Annotated in this window: 15 protein-coding genes and 1 tRNA gene; 9 read left to right on the top strand and 7 right to left on the bottom strand. The window is 63.1% G+C overall.

From position 1 onward, the window contains the following. Window positions 1–6 precede the first annotated feature (6 nt). Window positions 7–81 (bottom strand) — tRNA-Gly (locus ABYV89_RS07875). Window positions 82–179: 98 nt separating this feature from the next. Between ABYV89_RS07875 and ABYV89_RS07870 the strand changes: the two genes are divergently transcribed. Continuing rightward, window positions 180–593, top strand: coding sequence for an SAM-dependent methyltransferase (locus tag ABYV89_RS07870; protein ID WP_432822398.1), 414 nt, complete (start codon window positions 180–182; stop codon window positions 591–593). Here ABYV89_RS07870 and ABYV89_RS07865 read toward each other — a convergent pair. Both ABYV89_RS07865 and miaA read right to left on the bottom strand, forming a co-directional pair. Further along, window positions 581–1,165 (bottom strand): nucleoside deaminase, encoded by a 585-nt coding sequence (locus ABYV89_RS07865; RefSeq protein ID WP_432822397.1) that lies wholly within the window; start codon window positions 1,163–1,165, stop codon window positions 581–583. The two genes, ABYV89_RS07870 and ABYV89_RS07865, sit on opposite strands and share 13 nt — an antisense overlap. Window positions 1,166–1,176: 11 nt before the next feature. Then, entirely contained in the window at window positions 1,177–2,079 is a 903-nt protein-coding gene (gene miaA / locus ABYV89_RS07860) for a tRNA (adenosine(37)-N6)-dimethylallyltransferase MiaA (RefSeq protein ID WP_432822399.1), read from the bottom strand. A gap of 178 nt (window positions 2,080–2,257) precedes the next feature. Between miaA and pcnB the strand changes: the two genes are divergently transcribed. Continuing rightward, the gene (gene pcnB / locus ABYV89_RS07855; protein ID WP_432822396.1) at window positions 2,258–3,556 is read left to right on the top strand and encodes a polynucleotide adenylyltransferase PcnB; all 1,299 of its coding nucleotides are present in this window, start codon (window positions 2,258–2,260) and stop codon (window positions 3,554–3,556) included. On the opposite strand, the gene ABYV89_RS07850 is transcribed toward pcnB, so the two are convergent. From ABYV89_RS07850 to ABYV89_RS07835, 4 genes are read right to left on the bottom strand one after another with little or no spacing between them, the layout of a single operon-like run. After that, the gene (locus ABYV89_RS07850) at window positions 3,553–5,481 is read right to left on the bottom strand and encodes a transglutaminaseTgpA domain-containing protein (RefSeq protein WP_432822395.1); all 1,929 of its coding nucleotides are present in this window, start codon (window positions 5,479–5,481) and stop codon (window positions 3,553–3,555) included. The two genes, pcnB and ABYV89_RS07850, sit on opposite strands and share 4 nt — an antisense overlap. Beyond that, complete coding sequence (locus tag ABYV89_RS07845; RefSeq protein ID WP_432822394.1) at window positions 5,468–6,295, bottom strand: DUF58 domain-containing protein; 828 nt, start codon at window positions 6,293–6,295, stop codon at window positions 5,468–5,470. Before ABYV89_RS07845 ends, ABYV89_RS07850 begins: the two co-directional genes overlap by 14 nt. A gap of 32 nt (window positions 6,296–6,327) precedes the next feature. Next, window positions 6,328–7,290, bottom strand: a complete 963-nt coding sequence (locus tag ABYV89_RS07840; protein ID WP_432822393.1) for an AAA family ATPase — start codon at window positions 7,288–7,290, stop codon at window positions 6,328–6,330. A gap of 54 nt (window positions 7,291–7,344) precedes the next feature. Beyond that, on the bottom strand, window positions 7,345–7,743 hold the full coding sequence (locus ABYV89_RS07835) for a VOC family protein (RefSeq protein ID WP_432822392.1): 399 nt from the start codon (window positions 7,741–7,743) through the stop codon (window positions 7,345–7,347). A 121-nt stretch (window positions 7,744–7,864) separates the two neighbouring features. On the opposite strand from ABYV89_RS07835, the gene folK reads away from it, so the two are divergent. From folK to sucD (ABYV89_RS07800), 7 genes are all read left to right on the top strand, one after another. After that, window positions 7,865–8,362: a 2-amino-4-hydroxy-6-hydroxymethyldihydropteridine diphosphokinase gene (gene folK / locus ABYV89_RS07830; RefSeq protein ID WP_432822391.1), complete on the top strand. Its 498-nt coding sequence runs from the start codon at window positions 7,865–7,867 to the stop codon at window positions 8,360–8,362. A 4-nt stretch (window positions 8,363–8,366) separates the two neighbouring features. After that, on the top strand, window positions 8,367–8,621 hold the full coding sequence (locus ABYV89_RS07825) for a YHS domain-containing protein (protein ID WP_432822390.1): 255 nt from the start codon (window positions 8,367–8,369) through the stop codon (window positions 8,619–8,621). Between the two features lie 45 nt (window positions 8,622–8,666). Then, on the top strand, window positions 8,667–9,311 hold the full coding sequence (gene fsa, locus ABYV89_RS07820) for a fructose-6-phosphate aldolase (RefSeq protein WP_432822389.1): 645 nt from the start codon (window positions 8,667–8,669) through the stop codon (window positions 9,309–9,311). Between the two features lie 156 nt (window positions 9,312–9,467). Then, window positions 9,468–10,637 (top strand): ADP-forming succinate--CoA ligase subunit beta, encoded by a 1,170-nt coding sequence (gene sucC, locus ABYV89_RS07815; protein WP_432822388.1) that lies wholly within the window; start codon window positions 9,468–9,470, stop codon window positions 10,635–10,637. Window positions 10,638–10,676: 39 nt separating this feature from the next. Further along, a complete protein-coding gene (sucD, locus tag ABYV89_RS07810) occupies window positions 10,677–11,552 on the top strand; it encodes a succinate--CoA ligase subunit alpha (RefSeq protein WP_432822387.1) in 876 nt (291 codons plus the stop codon). 404 nt (window positions 11,553–11,956) lie between these two features. Then, window positions 11,957–13,120: an ADP-forming succinate--CoA ligase subunit beta gene (sucC, locus tag ABYV89_RS07805; RefSeq protein WP_432822386.1), complete on the top strand. Its 1,164-nt coding sequence runs from the start codon at window positions 11,957–11,959 to the stop codon at window positions 13,118–13,120. A gap of 12 nt (window positions 13,121–13,132) precedes the next feature. Then, window positions 13,133–14,005, top strand: coding sequence for a succinate--CoA ligase subunit alpha (sucD, locus tag ABYV89_RS07800; protein ID WP_432822385.1), 873 nt, complete (start codon window positions 13,133–13,135; stop codon window positions 14,003–14,005). Window positions 14,006–14,243: the final 238 nt, after the last annotated feature.

Below are 14,243 nucleotides of genomic sequence, written 5' to 3'. Positions count from 1 at the left end.
TTTTTTTGGAGCGGGAAACGAGATTCGAACTCGCGACTTCAACCTTGGCAAGGTTGCACTCTACCACTGAGTTATTCCCGCTCGTGACGACAATTTCGTGTCGGGACGGATTAGATACCAAATGCCTTCACCGCTGTCAACAAGAATGTTGCATAATGTGATTTTGCCGGAGGTGACAGATGGCTGACAAGCTGGTGTTTATCGGAACGATCGAAACCCCTTATGCGCGAATCGAGGACTGCCCGCGCAATATCGACTCAGCCGGTCCGCTCTGTCGGCTACGGATTGAAGAGCGGTTCGTCCCCGGTCTGCTCGGATTGGAAGCGGGGCAGTCGATCCTGATCCTCTATTGGCTCGGTGGCGGTGATCGCAGCGTGCTGCGGATGAATTCGCGCAAGTCGGGAGACTATGCCGGGGTCTTTGCCCTGCGCACGCCGAACCGGCCCAATCCGATCGGGGCGGCGGTGCTGCCGATCGAGTCGATCGACGAATCGGGTGTCACCGTTCGCGGCCTCGATTGCATCAGCGGCACTCCACTGCTTGATATCAAACCGGCGATTCAGGCCGAACGTTCAATCCCTCAGGAGCGCTGAGCGTCGCCGTTGTAGATTTCTCCCCCCTGATCCCGGTACTGGCGCAGCACGGCTGTCGCTTCGCTGCGGCAGACGTCGCGGACGACCTCGATCCCCCGTCGCTCCAATTCCAAAATCCATTGCGCCGGCTTGGCCCCTTCGTCGAAACCGATGCCGCGGGCGTCTTCGTCGCGGGCGCCGCAGGTCAGGCGGACAATTCCGGACCAGGGGATCGCCCCCAGGCACATGGCGCAGGGCTCGGTGGAGCTGACCAGCTCAAAGCGCTTGCCATCCATCCCCAGCCGGTAGCAGCCGGTCTGCTGCTGGGCCAGGGTGAGGGCGACGATCTCGGCGTGGGCGGCCGAGCAGCCGGCAGGGATGACCAGGTTGATGCCGGGGGCGACCAGTCGGCCGCTTTCCAGCTCGAAGACCGCGGCGCCGAAGGGTCCGCCGGTGCCGGTTTCGACGTTGCGCCGGGCCAGGGCGATAGCCAGTTCCATGCGGGATTGCTCGCTCGGGTAGCATTGCTGCGGGTCGCTGAGCAGGGTGTCGACCCAGTTTGGCAGCTGCAGGGTGAAGGTGGGGAAGGCCACGGTCGATTCCTTTACGAGTACTGGTGCCAGGTGTCGAGCAGTTGCCGCAGCGGATCGCCGGCGCCGTCGAGCCAGTGGATGGCGGTGCCCTGTCGTTCCATCCTGCGGAACCAGGTTTCCTGGCGCTTGGCGAACTGGTGGATGGCGCTGTTGAGTTTCTGCATCATGTCGTTGCGGTTGAGCTCGCCCTTCAGGAACTGGGCCACGAAGCGGTATTCCAGACCGTAGAATTCGAGGGTTTCAAAGGGGACGCCGTCACGGTGCAGGCGTTCGACTTCCTCGATCATTCCTTGTTCCAGCCGCTCTTTGAGCCGGGCGGTGATGCGCTGGCGCAGGATGGTGCGCGCCCACTGAACGCCGAAGACCAGCGGGTGCAGTTCGGGCAGGGGAGGCAGCTTGGCGCTGGCTGCCGTTTCGCCTTCGGCGATTTCAATGGCCCGCACCAGGCGCTCGCGCTCGAGGCTGTCGGTGGTGTTGTGCTGCTGCGGGCGCAGGGACGTGAGGCGCGCGGTCAGCTGTTCGTTGTCCAGTTCGGCCAGCTGCCGGCGCAGTTCGGGGTTCTCGGGCACCGCCACCAGCCGGTAGCCCTTGAGCACGGCGTCGAGGTAGAGACCCGTGCCGCCCACCAGGACCGGCAGACGGTCACGGCTGTGGATGTCGGCAAAGGTGTCGAAAAACCGCCGCTGAAATTCGAAGACGTTGAATTCGTAGCCGGGATCGACGATGTCGATGAGATGATAGGGAACCTCGCCGTATTCCGCCAGGTCCTTGCCGGTGCCGATGTCCATCCCGCGGTAGACCTGGCGCGAGTCGGCGGAAATGATTTCACCGTTCAAGGCGCCTGCGGCAGCGACGCCGAGGCGGGTTTTGCCCGAGGCGGTCGGGCCGAGAATGACCAGCAGGTTGTGATGCATTTCGGAAGCCTTGTCCCTGGTAAAAGGTGGTAATTGCATGGAGAGGGTATTCTAGGTTTTTTGTCCGGCGCTGACAATCCCGCTTTTAACCCTTTTATTTCCTTCGCTGGTTTGCTACATTAGCTGCGCTTTTGGGCTTTGCCGGCCCACTTTTCCAACCGCATTCAAGTGTTCTGATATGACACCTTCCACCGAAATCACAGGAGCCGGCCAGCCGGTTGTCCTCTCCCGCGCTGAGCACGGCATCTCCCGCAAAAGTATCGACGAGAATACCCTCAAGGTGCTGTACCGCTTGGCCCGGCAGGGGCACAAGGCTTACCTGGTCGGTGGCGGGGTGCGCGATCTGTTGCTGGGGCGTACGCCCAAGGATTTCGACGTCGGCACCGACGCCACGCCCAACCAGGTCAAGAAGCTGTTCCGCAACTGCTTCCTGGTCGGTCGCCGGTTCCGCCTGGGGCACATCCGCTTTGGCGCCAACGAGGTGATCGAAGTGGCCACCTTCCGCCGTCAGGCCCGTCCGGACGATCTCCCCGAAGATCCGGCCGACCATTTTTTCTTTACTGAAAATATCTTCGGAACCCCGCAGGAAGACGCTTTTCGGCGGGACTTTACCATCAACGCCCTGTTCTACGATATCAATACCTTCTCAATTATTGATTATGTCGGCGGTTTGGCCGACCTCGAGGCCCGGCGCCTGCGGGTGATCGGCGATCCCCTGGTGCGTTTTACCGAGGATCCGGTGCGCATGCTGCGGGCGCTGGAATTCGCCGCCCGGCTCGGCTTTTCTCTCGACGACTCGGTGCGCCAGGGGATCTACGTGCGCGCCCCGCTGATCGCCGAGGCCGCGCCGGCCCGAATCCGCGAAGAGCTGATGGAGCTGTTCCGGCACCGGGTCGCCGGCGAGGTGCTGCGCAACGCCCAGGCGCTCGGGCTGCTGCCGCACCTGCTGGCCGGTTTCGAGGGGGAGGAGGAAACCTTCGCCCTGCTCGACCGGGTCGATGCCCGTACCGCTTCCGGCGTACCGATTGAAGAACCCTTGGCCCTGGCCGCGATTTACCTGCCCCGGTTTCTGCGGACCTGTTCCCCTGAGAGCGAGGCCCTGGTCACCGATGCGGTACGGATTGCCGGCCTGGTGCTGTCGCCCCATTGCGGTTATTTTCATGTCGCTCACGGAACCCGCCACCTGGCCCGGGAGTTGATGGTCGGGGTCTTCCGCCTCAGCCGCGGGCGCGGCAAGCGGGGGGAGCGCCGCTTCCTGCAGCATCCGATGACCAGCCAGGCCCTCGAGCTGTTCGCTCTCTGGCATGCCGACAACCCGGAAGGCACCCAGTTGGCCGCCGAGTGGCGGGAGGCGCTGGCGCAGGACGAGCAATTTCAGGAAAAGCGAAAAGGGGAGGATTCCGACCGGCGCAAATCGAGACGGCCCAGAAGACGCCGGCCGCGCAAGCCGAAAGGCGGCGCCCCCTCCTCCAGCTAGCTCCTGTCCAAAACCGGCCCCTTGCGGCCCAATTCCCTGACCAGTTCCCGCAGCCGTCGCAGTTCTTCGTCGGTCAGTCGGCGATCCCGGTAGATCGCGCCGCCGTAGAGTTCGGCGAATTCACGGCAGAGCGGATCGTTCAGTCGCCGAGCCAGTTCGTACAGCCCCACCCCTTCAGGTAGCGCCGCCAGCCCGTGGCATTTTTTTACCTGGCGCAAGTAAGCCGCAAGTATCCGCTCCTGCCGGCTCTTTCCCCCCCTTCGCAGCTGTTTCAGCAACAGCATGACAATGCAGAGCGTCGCCAGGCCGACCAGCAGCGGTTTGACGGTCAGGCTCGGAGCTTTGCCGCGCAGGCTGTTGCGGGCTCCCTTGGCTATCTGGATCTGGCGGCCGAAGTCGTAGGTGAGCACCGCCTGGGTCCAGAAGTAATCGATGGAGTCGGCCAGCCGCCGGGCGATGCCGAGCTGCCGGGGGCGGGTGTCGAGTAGCGTGGTGCTGGCGTTGCTGGCCAGCCGGCTGGGGTCGATGCGGAGCCAGCGGCCGTCCTCGAGCAGTGCCTCGACCCAGACATGGGCGGTGTCCTCGGTGACCAGGTAGTAGCCCCCGAGCTGATTGTATTCGCCGCCGTAGTAGCCGCCGACCAGCCGGGCCGGCACCCCGGCGAGGCGCAGCAACTGGGCGAAAGAGGAGGCGAAAAACTCGCAGTATCCGCGTTTTTTCTCGAACAGGAATTCGTCCACCGGGTCGGTCGGTCCGGGCAGGTCGCTGGTGGCGTAGCTCAGTTGCTGGTCGATAAAGAAGGTCTGCAGTCGCTCGATGCGGCCAGCGGCCGTGGGAGCGTCGGCGGCGATCCGGCGGGAGATTTCGGCGACTCGCGCCGAGACCGGAACGGGAGGCCGGAGGTAGAAGTCGCGATTTATTAGCCCGCGCTGTTCGAGCTGGCCTCCCGGCATCGAGGTCACCTGGTAATGCACCCGCCGCTCGCTGAGCCGGTAGACGCTGAACACCCGTTCGCCGGCGTCTCGGTGACGTAGCCCGGAAATCTGCATAGGCAGGTCGAGGGTCGGCAGGTAGCGCCCCTGGCGCGGTTCGCAGAAGAATTCCTGGGGCAGTGACCCGCCGCCGGTTACCCGGAGGACCTCATTGCCCGGCGGATCCTTGCGGATCCAGGTGGTGCCGTCCATGGTGTTGAGGACGATCGTTCGCCAGTAGAGCTGGTCGGGACCGACCGGTTCGCTTTTGACCCGAAAGGCGATATCTTCGGTGGCGGCGATGGCCGCGAAATGGCCCGGCCGGACCTGGTCGGTAAAGCCGGTCGAGCTGGTCGATGCGGGGTTAAGGAAGTTCCACAGGGCGTGTTCGGTGCGGGGCAGAATGGCGAAGAAAAAGAGCATCAGCAGCAGGGAGGCCGCTGGCAGCAGCAGGGCGACGGCCAGCACTTTTTTCGCCTGCGGCCGCTCCAGTACCAGCTCGGGATCGACGGCATGGAAGCTGATCAGCACCAGGCCGACGGTGACCAGCACCACCAGCAGCACCAGGTAGCCGAAAAAGGCGATGCTCAGCGTCAGTAGCGAGGAGCCGGCCAGGGTGAAGATGGCGAGGACGAAGATCTGCAGATAGTTGCGGCCGCTCTTCTCGGTGACCAGGCGCACTGCCAGCAGCAGCACCAGGATGTTGACCGCCGGTTCGACCAGGGTGGTGCGGCTGATCTGCAGGGCATAGATGGCCACGCAGGCGATCGACAGTGTCGTGGCTGCCAGCGGCGGCAGCGGGTACCGGCGGCGCCGGTCGAACAGGGTGCCGGCGACCAGGGCCAGCGGGAAGGCGACTTTCGCCGGCAGGTCGAGAAAGGGGTAGAGCGGAGCGACCCCGACCAGGCAGATCAGGGTGCCCAGGATGTCGAGCAGCGTCCTAACCCTGACCATAGGTCCCCAGTTCGGTCAGCAGGTGCAGGCGGTGACTGCGGGTGGTCGCCGGTCGGATCAGCCGGCGGCCCAGGCGCAGGCCGACCGGCCGGTTCTGGCGCAGATAGCGGTTGACCAGGAAGGTCGCGCCGGACAGGCGCTCTTCAAGGCTGTGACCCGGCAGATTGTCGAGGTCGAGCAGCACCGGCAGGGCGGCGGTGGCGGCCAGTTCCTTGACCAGCAGCTGGTCGCCGCGGGCCGAGAGCTTCCAGTGGATCTGCTTGAGCGGCTCGCCGCCGCGGTAATCGCCGATGCGGCTGATCTCCCCCTGCTGGCCCTTGCCGGCGGCGAGGGCTTCCCCCGGCCGGGGGTGCTCGTCGGCTGGGGCGAGGGGGCGGCAGGGACGGGGGGCGGGAAAGACCACCGTCGGCAGGTTGAGTTTGATGGTGCGGCCGCGAACAAAAAAATTGACCGGGAAGATCGAGCTGAGCCGCGCCTGGCCGATGATCTGGCGGCCGCGGTTGGGAAAATGGAGGGTGAGCTCTTCTTCGGCGGTTTCGCCGCCGCCGACCACTTTGAAGGTCGCGCGTTCCCCGAGCAGTTCGACCTGCAGCAGAAAGACCGGCCGGCGGCGGTCGTTGTGCAGTCGCACCCTGACCGGCGCCGGCAGCCCGGCGTAGATTTCAGCGGGAAGGATCAGCTGCACCCGTGGTCGGCCGAGGTTGCTCTTGCCGAGCAGGCCGGAGACCGCCATGAAGCCGAGCAGGGCCGAGACCAGCAGGTAGAGGAGGTTGTTGCCGGTGTTGACCGCGCCGAAGCCGAGCAGCAGGGTCATGACGATGTAGAGGACGCCGGAGCGGGTCAGCTTCAGCTGAGCGGCACCGATACTTTTTGCAGCAGCGATTTGAGCACCTCGCGCTTGCTGAGGGTTTCGTGTTCCGGCCGCAGGATCAGCCGGTGGGCGCCGCTGGCGACGGCGACCGCCTTGACGTCTTCGGGGATGACGTGGTCGCGGCCGTCGAGGTAGGCGGCGGCCTTGGCCGCCGCGGCGATGGTGATGCCGCCGCGGGTCGAGATCCCCGTGGTCAGCAGCGGGCTTTCCCGGGTGGCGGCGACGATGGCGAAAATGTAGTCGGCCACTTTTTCCGCCAGGTAAATGTCGGCGGCGACCGCCTGCTTGGCTTCGAGGATCTGCTGCTGGCTGATCAGCGGCTGCAGGTCGCGCAGCTCGTCGCGGATGCTGCCGCCGCGGATGATGGCTTTTTCCACCGCCGCCGGCGGATAACCGATGCCGGTGCGCAGGCTGAAACGGTCGAGCTGGGATTCGGGCAGCGGGTAGGTGCCGACCTGTTCGACCGGGTTCTGGGTGGCGATCACCATGAACGGCTCTGGCAGCGGGTAGGTAGTCCCCTCGACGGTCACCCGCACCTCCTCCATCGCCTCGAGCAGCGCGCTCTGGGTGCGCGGCATGGCCCGGTTGATTTCGTCGACCAGCAGCAGGTTGTTGAAAATAGGCCCCGGCACGAACTTGAAGCTACCCTGCGCACGGTCGTAGATCGAGAGCCCGGTAATGTCGGTGGGAAGCAGGTCGGAAGTGCACTGGATGCGGCCGAAGCTTAAGCCCAGCACCTGCGCCAGGGCCAGGGCCAGGGTCGTCTTGCCCAGTCCGGGGATGTCTTCGAGCAGGATGTGACCGCCGGACAAAAGCCCGATCATCGCCAGCCGGATCGCCTGGATTTTTCCCTGCAGGTAACGCCCGGCCAGGGTGTCGATGGTGCTCACGATCAGGTCGCGATGGGCGAGCTTTGCGCGCGGCTTCTGTTCAGGCATGGATTTCCTTTCCGGCAGCATTGTGCCAGTATATCACCATCCGGGGGGGAGAGATCAATCCGGACGTTCCTGACAGAGGATCACCAGGTAGCCGTTCGGGTCATGCAGCCAGATCTCATGACGGTCAAATTCGTCGTCCTCGAGCTCGTAGAGCAGATGCAGTTGCTGGCGGTCAATGGCGCGCAGCACCGGCTTGAGGTCGGCGGCGATGAATTCCAGGGTCATGCCGATCCCGAGCGGGTGGCGGTGGAGGCTCTGGAACAGGGCCGGGTGCTGGGCCTCGAGGGTTTCCAGTTGGCGAAACAGGATGGTTGCGTCCCCCCGGCGCAGCATCAGCAGCGGCTGGTGCCCTGCGCCGGGAAGGAAGCGTTCGATGGGCAGGTGCAGGATGTCGCGGTAGAAATCGGCGGTCTGGTCCAGGTCGACCACGCCCAGGGTCAGGGTCAGGTTCATGGGAACTCCTTTTGTGCTAGAATTAACATGCCCTTGTCTTGCTGGCAAGGCATTGGGCTTCCGTTGAAGTTGACCCGCCCTCGCGGCTGTGATTTAATCGCAACGTTTTTGGGGAGAAGCGATGACCACAGCGTACCTGGCCCTGGGCGCCAATCTCGGCGACCGGCTCGCAACCTTCAGGCAGACCCGGGCCGCTCTCGACCGGCATGCCGAAATCGAGGTGACCGGCGCCTCGGCCATTTTCGAGACCGACCCGGTCGGCGGACCGGCCGGACAGGGTGCCTATCTCAACGCGGTGCTGCGGGTAGCGACGACCCTCGCTCCCGATGCCCTGCTGGCGGCCTGCCACGAGCTCGAGCTGCGTTTCGGCCGCATCCGGCAGGAGCGCTGGGGGGCGCGGACCCTCGATGTCGACCTGCTGCTGTACGCCGATGTCACCTGCGCCGGGCCGGAGCTGACGCTCCCGCATCCGCGCCTGCACCTGCGGCGCTTCGTGCTGGCCCCCTTGCTCGAACTGGCTCCCGACCTGAGCCACCCGCTGCTCGGACAAACGATCCGCGAACTGCATGCCGTCCTCGACGATTCGGCGGCCGTGCACCGCCTTGATGACAGATGGTGACCCTATGATCAAACTGCTGATATTCGGACTGCTCGGCTTTCTGGCCTATACCGTCTTTACCGCGGTCACCCGCACGCTGACCGGGGGGAAGCGGCCCCTGCCTCCGCACAAGAGCCGCCAGGGGGAAGATATGGTGCAGGATCCCCAGTGCGGCACCTACGTTCCCCGCGGGGATGCCGTTGAAAAGACCGTCGGCGGCCAGAAGCACTATTTCTGTTCGGCCCGTTGCCGGGACGAATTTACCGCCAAGAAACGCTGACGCGTTAACCGGATACGACCCTATTTTTCCTTTGAGGAGGAACCCATGAAGTTTTTCATCGATACCGCCGAAGTCAGTGAAATCCGTGCCGCCTGTGAACTCGGGCTGGTCGACGGGGTGACCACCAACCCGTCGCTGATCGCCAAGAGCGGCCGCGACTTCAAGGAAGTCATCGCCGAAATCGCCTCGTTCGTCGACGGCCCGATTTCCGCCGAGGTCATCGCCCTCGATGCCGAGGGGATGGTTCGCGAGGGGCGCGAACTGGCGAAAATCCACAAGAACATCGTCATCAAGGTGCCGATGACCGAGGAAGGGCTCAAGGCGACCCGGATTTTCAGCGAAGAGGGCATCCGCATCAACATCACCCTGATCTTCTCGCCGCTGCAGGCCCTGCTGGCTGCCAAGGCCGGCGCCACCTACGTTTCGCCCTTCATCGGCCGGCTCGATGACGTCGGCCACGACGGCATGGAAGGGATCGAGCAGATCCGGACCATTTTCGACAACTACGGCTACGCTACCGAAATCATCGTCGCCTCGGTGCGCAGCCCCCTGCATGTGCTCAACGCCGGCTTGCTCGGCGCCGATATCTGCACCATCCCGCCGGCGGTTATCAGCCAGCTGGCCAAGCATCCGCTCACCGATGTCGGGATCGCCAAGTTCCTCGCGGATTGGGAAAAGACCAAGAAGTAGCGACGAAGCTTCATAGATCTTCCTAACAAGACTTTTTTAATAAAACATCTGGCCTGTCCGACCTTCTCCTGTTAAAATTCACAGGTTGGTCTGACAGGCCTTTTTTTGTGTCCGGCGTTCCATAGTTCGTTTTCACGTTACCAGCGAGAGGAGCCCATGAACATTCACGAGTACCAGGCCAAGGAAATTCTGAGCGCCTACGACATCCCCGTCCCCCGCGGGCGGGTGGCGCTGACCGCCGACCAGGTCGAGCGGGCCGCCAAGATGATGGGCGGGCATTGCGTGGTCAAGGCGCAGATCTACGCCGGCGGTCGCGGCAAGGCCGGGGGCGTGCAGCTGGTCCATCATCCGGAGCATGCCCACGAGGTGGCCAAGGAGCTCTTCGGCAAGCGGCTGGTCACGCCGCAGACCGGTCCGCAAGGGCTCAAGGTGAGGCGCATCCTGGTCGAGGAGACGGTCGGCATCGCCCGCGAGTTCTACCTGTCGATCACCCTCGACCGCGAAGCCTCGCGCTACTGCCTGATCGCCTCGGCCGAAGGGGGCGTCAACATCGAGGAGACGGCGGCCAAATCGCCGGAAAAAATCATCCGCCAGGACATCGACCCGTTCACCGGCCTGCGTTCCTACCAGGCCCGGCGGATCGCCCTGGGGCTCGGTCTCAAGGGGAGCCTGTGCGAGGACTGCGTGCAGCTGATCCTCAACCTTTACCGGCTGCTCTTGGAAAAGGACTGTTCGCTGGTCGAAATCAACCCGCTGGTGGTGACCAAGGCCGGCTGGCTGCTGGCCATGGACGCCAAGATCAACTTCGACGACAACGCCCTGTTCCGCCACTGGGAGTACCACGACCTGCAGGATTATTCGCAGCTTGACCCGCTGGAAATCACCGCCGGAAAATTCGACCTCTCGTACATCAAGCTCTCCGGCAATATCGGCTGCATGGTCAACGGGGCCGGTCTGGCCATGGCGACCCTCGACGTGCTCAGTGAAAACGGCGGCGAGCCGGCCAACTTCCTGGATGTCGGCGGCGGGGCGACCCGCGAGAAGGTGGCCGAGGCGTTCAAGATCATCCTTGAAGACCGTGACGTGCGTGGCGTTTTTGTCAACATCTTCGGTGGCATCATGCGTTGCGATGTGATCGCCCAGGGGATCATCGAGGCGGCTTCCGAGGTGCATTGCACCCTGCCGATCGTGGTCCGTATGGACGGCTCCCAGGTCGAAGAAGGCAAACAGCTGCTGCTCGATTCGGGGCTCAACGTCCAGTGTGTCGATTTTCTCGGCGAAGGCGCCGCAGCCATCGTCAGGATGGTCGTCCAGGCCGCCGAATAAAACCCCGCATCTGCAACGGTCTTCAGGGAGATATCAGACATGTCCATACTGCTCAATAAAGAGAGTCGCATCGTCGTTCAGGGGATTACCGGCAAGACCGGCCTGTTTCATACCCGGCAGTGCCGGGAGTACGGCACCAATATCGTCGCCGGGGTCACTCCGGGCAAGGGCGGCGTTCACGTCGACGGCATCCCGGTCTTCGACTCGATGGAAGAGGCGCTGCGCATCACCCGTGCCAACGTGTCGATGATTTTCGTACCGCCGCCGGGGGCGGCCGACGCCATTCTGGAGGCGGCCGAAGCCGGCATTGAGCTGGCGGTCTGCATCACCGAAGGGGTGCCGGTACGCGACATGGTCATGGCCAAGCGGATCGTCGAGCAGAGCAAGACCCGCTTGATCGGCCCCAACTGCCCCGGCCTGATCACCCCCGGCGTGTGCAAGGTCGGCATCATGCCCGGCTATATCCACAAGCCGGGGAAGATCGGTGTCGTTTCCCGCAGCGGCACCCTCACCTACGAGGCGGTCAAGCAGCTGTCCGACGCCGGCCTCGGCCAGTCGACCTGCGTCGGCATCGGCGGCGACCCGATCATCGGCATGAAGTTCATCGACGTCATCAAGATGTTCAACGACGATCCCGATACCGAGGCGGTCTTCATGATCGGGGAGATCGGCGGCGGCGCCGAGGAGGAGGCGGCCCTGTGGATCCGGGACAACATGAAGAAGCCGGTCGCCGCCTTCATTGCCGGTGTGACCGCCCCTCCCGGCAAGCGCATGGGGCATGCCGGTGCGATTGTCACCGGCGGCAAGGGCAAGGCCGAAGACAAGATCCGCTGTCTGCAGGATTGCGGCGTGGTGGTCTCCTCCAGTCCGACCCGCATGGGGGAGGCGATGCTCGAGGCACTGACGGAAAAGTGAACCATTGACATCGATTCGAGCAGCACTTAAAGGCCCGGCTATCGCCGGGCCTTTTTGCGTTGGAGGTTGTCCGGGTTGGCCTGAAGGTCAGGTTGCTAGATGGTTATTTTATTTAAGATAAAAAATAATGTGGTCAGACCACTTGACATTTATTTCGTGGATAGGTAAGTATGTTTTGGCGTATACGCTGTTTTCTTCAATGGATCGATATGTTGTCGTGCTCTTGGGGGCGAGTTTAAGTGGTCGGGCCAAGTGTCCACTGTTGAGTGAGTGTATTGAATTGTTATTGCTGCTGAATATATCTCAGGCAAGGCTGCCTGGATTGTGCGGTTTTGTGGACAGGTTGGAACGGTTGTGCTCGAAAACCGGAATGGTTGTAATTCCAGACCCCAGAAGAGGAAGACATGAACATTCATGAGTATCAGGCCAAGGAAATTCTGAAAAAGTATGGCGTACCCGTTCCCGAGGGGCACGTGATTTACAACAGCAACTCAGCCCGTGACTGGGCCAAGCGCCTCGGCGGCGGTGTCTGTGTGGTCAAGGCGCAGATCCATGCCGGCGGCCGCGGCAAGGGGGGCGGAGTGAAGATCGCCAAGACCCCCGACGAGGTCAAGCAATTGGCCCGTGAGATTCTCGGCATGACCCTGGTGACCCATCAGACCGGTCCGGAAGGCAAACACGTCAAGCGGGTGCTGGTCGAGCAGGGGTGCAACATCGCCTCCGAATTCTACCTTTCGCTGCTGGTTGACCGGGGCACTTCGAAGGTCACCCTGATGGCTTCGGCCGAGGGGGGGATGGACATCGAGGAGGTCGCCGCCAAGACCCCGGAAAAACTTTTCTTCGAGCCGATCGACCCGCTGGCCGGGCTGACCCCGTTTCAGGCCCGCAAGGTCGCCTTCAAGCTCGGCTTCGGCATCGACCAGGTCAAGCAGGCGGTGCCGCTGCTGATGAATCTTTACAAGGCGTTTGTCGAATCGGACTGCTCGCTGCTCGAGATCAATCCTCTGGTGCTGACCAAGGAGGGGAATCTGCTGTGTATCGATGCCAAGCTCAACTTCGATGACAACGCTCTGTTTCGCCATCGTCTGATCCGCGACATGCGCGACTACGACGAGGAGGATCACAACGAAATCGAAGCCTCCCAGTACGACCTCTCCTACATCGCCCTCGACGGCAACATCGGCTGCATGGTTAACGGCGCCGGACTGGCCATGGCGACCATGGACATCATCAAGCACTATGGCGGCGACCCGGCCAACTTCCTTGATGTCGGGGGCGGAGCCACCATCGAGCGAGTTACCGAGGCGTTCAAGCTCATCCTCTCCGATCCCAAGGTCAAGGGGATTCTGGTCAACATCTTCGGCGGTATCATGAAGTGCGACGTCATTGCCACCGGGGTTATCGAGGCCGCCAAACAGGTCGGGGTCAAGGTGCCGCTGGTGGTGCGTCTCGAAGGGACCAACGTCGAGAAGGGCAAGCAGCTTTTGGCCGAGTCGGGGCTCAATATTATCGCCGCCGACGGCATGGCCGATGCCGCTCAGAAAATCGTTCATGCTGTCGGCGCTTAAGGAGAGTTCGCGATGAGTATTCTGGTCGATAAAAATACCAAGGTCATTACCCAGGGGATCACCGGCGCCACCGGCCTTTTTCATGCCCAGGGAGCCCGCGAGTACGGCACCCTGATGGTCGGCGGGGTCACCCCCGGCAAGGGCGGCAGCAGCATCGACGGCTTCCCGGTCTTCGATACCGTGGAACAGGCGGTTAAGGCCACCGGCGCCAACGCCTCGGTTATTTATGTTCCGCCGGTCGGCAGCGCCGACGCCATCATGGAAGCGGTCGACGCCGGCATCGAGCTGGTTATCTGCATCACCGAGGGCGTTCCGGTGCTCGACATGGTCAAGGTCAAGCAGTATATGCAGGGGAAAAACAGTCGCCTTATCGGTCCCAACTGTCCCGGCGTCATTACCCCCGGCCAGTGCAAGATCGGCATCATGCCCGGTTACATTCACACGCCCGGCCCGGTCGGCGTGGTCTCCCGCTCTGGTACCCTCACCTATGAAGCGGTCTGGCAACTGACCACCCGCGGCATCGGCCAGAGCACCTGCGTCGGCATCGGTGGTGACCCGGTCAACGGCACCAGTCACCTCGAGGTGCTGAAGATGTTCGAAGCCGATCCCGGCACCGAATCCGTGATCATGATCGGCGAGATCGGCGGCGACGCCGAAGAGCAGGCCGCCGACTACGTGAAGAACCACATGACCAAGCCGGTCGCCGCCTTCATCGCCGGCGCGACGGCGCCGGCCGGCAAGCGCATGGGGCATGCCGGGGCCATCATCTCCGGCGGTAAAGGGGATGCGGGCAGCAAGAAGGCCTACCTGCGCGAATGCGGCATCAGTGTCGCCGACTCGCCGGCCGAGATGGCCGAAGCGCTGCTGAAAATCTGGCAACCCTGAGTAGAACGAAGCGGGAACAGGCTTCACCAAAGGCCTGTTCCCCTTACTTCAGGTCCCAAAGAAGGAGTCATCCTTCTCTCCTGGCGCCGGGAACTCTCATTCCCGGCGCATTTTTTTTGCAGGTCAGGCGTCGGGCTTTTTCGCGGAGCCTGTCCGTCGGGATGGTTTGATCGCTGAAACGCCCGGGGCCCGAAGCAATTGCTTCGGGCCCCGGGCGTTTGCGTTGACTGGCGGCGGT

This window comes from Trichloromonas sp., from assembly GCF_041583255.1.
Taxonomy (GTDB): Bacteria; Desulfobacterota; Desulfuromonadia; order Desulfuromonadales; family Trichloromonadaceae; genus Trichloromonas.
This window is presented reverse-complemented; position numbering and strand designations above follow the sequence as displayed.